Source organism: Vibrio cionasavignyae (genome assembly GCF_050337155.1).
GTDB lineage: Bacteria > Pseudomonadota > Gammaproteobacteria > Enterobacterales > Vibrionaceae > Vibrio > Vibrio nomapromontoriensis.
Window position 1 is genome coordinate 1 of record NZ_JAKJSR010000053.1, and the last position, 2747, is coordinate 2747.

The following is a 2747-nucleotide window of genomic DNA, read 5'->3' on the forward strand; positions in this document are numbered from 1 at the left end:
GGACGGTAGGACGGTATGTTCCTGAAATACCCCACACAAACTATCGTGAAATCATCTTTGGTCACTATCGTATTATCTACAGCTTAAGCCACGAAATTCGTGTACTAACAGTTCGTAATTGCCGTCAAATTTTATCCGAAGATGATGTGTAAAACTGTGTTATAACAAACGCTTCAAGCCGACAACCAATGCGTGGCATTTTCGGTTTTAGTAAGTTTAGTGATTAAGGTGTTTTGCTTTGGCACCGCATTGCGTTGGTTGCAGCTTAAGCAGGCGTTAGTTGCCTTATCGATTTCGGAGAATTAATGGAAGTCATAATCGAACAAGAAATTGCGTTGCACCAATTCGAAGTCCGACAAGATAAAGTGGAAATTGAGCGACTTATCCATCCAGACTTTAGAGAAGTTGGTAGATCAGGTAATAGCTACGACTTTAAATCAATTGTTCGAATGATGGAAACGGAGAAACCATCAAACGTGCAGGTACACTCCCAGAATTATGAATGTGTCGCATTAGAACCAACAGTTAAATTATTGACCTATGAATCTGCGTTAATCGATGACAGCGGTCAAGGTAGCAACTTCTCAAAGCGCAGTTCCATTTGGGCTCTAGTCGGAGAGTTGTGGCAGCTTAAATATCATCAAGGTACGCCATGTGACGTATTTGAAATAAAGGTACCGCGCAAGGGCAACTAACAAACTACTCAAGTGGACGCCATAAGCTTGGCGGTTTTGGTTTGAAGTTAAGTGCGCTTGATAAGTTAATCGTTAGCGCCACTTAGCAGGGCGTTAGCCGACAACCAATAATTTCAGCTATGGAGAAGATAGTGATCGTAAGGACTGCGACGAAGAAAGATTCAAGTATATTGCTAGGGCTTATTGAACAAAAAGCTGAGTTTGACCGACGTATGAAAGGCTTTAGCGGAGAAATCTCAACGACTGTAGAGAAAATCGAAAAAACGCTATTTAATGATACTCCATTTGCACATGCTTTATTATTGGAGATGCACAGTGAAGTTTTAGGTTTTGCTCTGTTCCATTATAGGTACTCCTCATTTAGCGGTGAGCCATCAATCTGGCTTGATGATCTTTTAGTTGTAGGAGAGCACAGGTCAAAAGGTTTCGGTTATGAACTCATGCACGCTTTAAAGTCACAAGCTGAAGCATCCTTTGCTTCGCACATTTCGTGGACCGCAAGTCCCCATAATAAAAAAGCTCATGACTTCTACAAAAGGTTGGGTGCAGGTGTTGAGCGAATGGATGGTCAAAGACCGTACTTTCGTTGGGCAATGTGCGGCTAACAAGCTGCTCAAGTGGACGCGTAACGTCTGGCGGTTTTGGCTTGAAGTTATGTGTGTTTGGTAAAGTTAATCGTCAGCGCCACTTAGCAGAGCGTTATGTTTATTAATCTAATTATGAGGTCGCTCGAAATGTAAACTTTTCAAGTTTGGTAATGTACCTTTAATTTGAGGGGGGGCATATGTGCTATCAAGAAAAGTTGGAACGAGCTGATAATCAATTAAAGTCGCTGGGGCTTTCATGTAACACAGATAAGACCATACTTTACCGCTTTTTGCGGAAACAAGGTTTTAAGCTTAAACCTGTATATTACGAGTCGTTTTTTAAAAATGTGGTGTTGAAGTTTACAGAGTTTTTCATCGTATATTTCTCAATAACGTATTTGTTTAGTCTTGCTCAAGATGGGGTAAGCGTTATGGTTACATTGGCTAACGCCTTTGGAGTCAGCTCTGTATTCGCAATTGCAATGAGCATTTATTACCTACTTATGGCTAAGAAAAGTTTGCTTACGGATTGGGAAAGGCTATAGAAATAAACATAACAAATGCTTCAAGTGGATTCGTAACGCTTGGTAATTTTGGTGTAACTGTCGGCTTATGTGTTTACGGTGGTCAATTTAAGTTTTGTGGTGCGTCACTCACCACTTAAGCAGGCGTTATGTTTCCATTCAATCACGGAGGATAGATGAACATAGAAAGAAGATTAGCAGAACTTGGCTTGGAGTTACCTCAAGCCAGTGATCCGCAAGGTAGTTATTGTAATTGCGTTCGAACAGGCAATTTACTTTATGTCTCAGGAAAAGGTCCAGTAGCTGGTTTAAGTGTCGTACCCAGAGGTAAGCTTGGCCRGGAATATACCACAGAAGAAGGGTATGTTTTCGCTAAAGCAACTGGCTTAGATATATTAGCTGCATTAAAGCTAGAGTTAGGTTCATTGGATAAAGTTAACCAAGTCGTCAAGCTTCAAGGTTTCGTAAACGCCACAACGGACTTTGAASAACACCCTAGGGTACTGGATGGTTGCTCAGATCTAATGGCAGAAGTTTTTGGTGAAAAAGGTGTGCATGCCCGCTCAGTTTTCGGTGCAACATCCGTGAGAGGTAATTTGCCAATTATTATTGACTCAATATTTGAAATTAAGGACTAGAAACATAACAAATTGTTCAAGCAGACAGCTAATGTTTGGCGATTTTGGTTTGGTTCAGTTTAGTGATTACGGTGGTTTTGTTTGAGTGCAGTGGTAGTTAGCTGCTACTTAACAAGGCGTTAGTTGCACTTAGAAATTTAGTGGTCAAATCATTGTCCCTTTAACTATGCAGTGACAAGCCCCACTGCTTAACTTTCTTTCCGGTGGCAGCGCCGATAAGCCGTTCGCTTTAGCAATCGAGGTTTCGCGGTACTGCTTTTTGTGTCCGTCTGTGAGCAACGAAAGTGACATCTTCCTCAAACC

At 41.3% G+C, this 2747-nt stretch carries 4 protein-coding genes and 1 pseudogene; all 5 read left to right on the forward strand.

Going from position 1 to position 2747, the window contains the following annotated elements; all coding sequences use genetic code 11:
• Window positions 1–152, forward strand: a pseudogene (locus L4D74_RS24955) (type II toxin-antitoxin system RelE/ParE family toxin); the annotation flags it as partial.
• 153 nt (window positions 153–305) lie between these two features.
• Window positions 306–695, forward strand: a complete 390-nt coding sequence (locus tag L4D74_RS24960) for a nuclear transport factor 2 family protein (RefSeq protein WP_428755094.1) — start codon at window positions 306–308, stop codon at window positions 693–695.
• Window positions 696–814: 119 nt separating this feature from the next.
• A complete protein-coding gene (locus tag L4D74_RS24965) occupies window positions 815–1300 on the forward strand; it encodes a GNAT family N-acetyltransferase (protein ID WP_428755096.1) in 486 nt (161 codons plus the stop codon).
• A 179-nt stretch (window positions 1301–1479) separates the two neighbouring features.
• Window positions 1480–1827: a DUF6404 family protein gene (locus L4D74_RS24970; RefSeq protein WP_428755098.1), complete on the forward strand. Its 348-nt coding sequence runs from the start codon at window positions 1480–1482 to the stop codon at window positions 1825–1827.
• Window positions 1828–1982: 155 nt separating this feature from the next.
• The gene (locus tag L4D74_RS24975) at window positions 1983–2444 is read left to right on the forward strand and encodes a RidA family protein (RefSeq protein ID WP_428755099.1); all 462 of its coding nucleotides are present in this window, start codon (window positions 1983–1985) and stop codon (window positions 2442–2444) included.
• Window positions 2445–2747: the final 303 nt, after the last annotated feature.

Bases quoted from the DNA above. Each gene is read 5' to 3' on its own strand.
- L4D74_RS24960 (WP_428755094.1), top strand. From the start codon at position 306: ATGGAAGTCATAATCGAACAAGAAATTGCGTTGCACCAATTCGAAGTC.
- L4D74_RS24965 (WP_428755096.1), top strand. From the start codon at position 815: ATGGAGAAGATAGTGATCGTAAGGACTGCGACGAAGAAAGATTCAAGT.
- L4D74_RS24970 (WP_428755098.1), top strand. From the start codon at position 1,480: ATGTGCTATCAAGAAAAGTTGGAACGAGCTGATAATCAATTAAAGTCG.